This is a genomic window from Leifsonia sp. 2TAF2, assembly GCF_052115085.1.
GTDB lineage: Bacteria > Actinomycetota > Actinomycetes > Actinomycetales > Microbacteriaceae > Leifsonia.
In genome coordinates this window covers 1-350 of the sequence record NZ_JBFRFY010000009.1, presented here as the reverse complement: position 1 = coordinate 350, position 350 = coordinate 1, and the positions used below count along the sequence as shown (strand labels likewise).

The window sequence follows — 350 nt, the reverse complement described above, 5'->3', positions numbered from 1 at the left end:
GTCCTGCAGGGTGTGTTCGCGACCGGCATCGTCTGGTTACTGCTGCTCTGTATCTCCGGCATCGCCAACGCCGTCCAGATGATCCCCGGCGTTCATCTGAAGTGGCAGGTGGAGTTTATGAACTGGAGCTTCCTGGGTATCCAGGCTCCCGTGGTAATCATGCTCGCCTTTGCCATTCTGCTCTGCCTTTATCGCTCAAACTGGGCAGGCAGCGCACGACTGAACGTTTCCGGTCGTAAAGACCTCTATCAGCGACTGTCACGCTCCAATGGCGTGGAGCAATTATTGTTTCAATGCATGGAAGAGGGCGAACTGGCGTGGATTACGCTGAAGTCGCGCCGCATCTACAT

The 350-nt window shown here is 55.7% G+C and carries 1 protein-coding gene; it reads left to right on the top strand.

Annotated features, from left to right (window positions below):
* The coding region (locus tag AB4Z18_RS19395; RefSeq protein ID WP_441784409.1) for a hypothetical protein at positions 1-350 on the top strand (350 nt) is incomplete at both ends.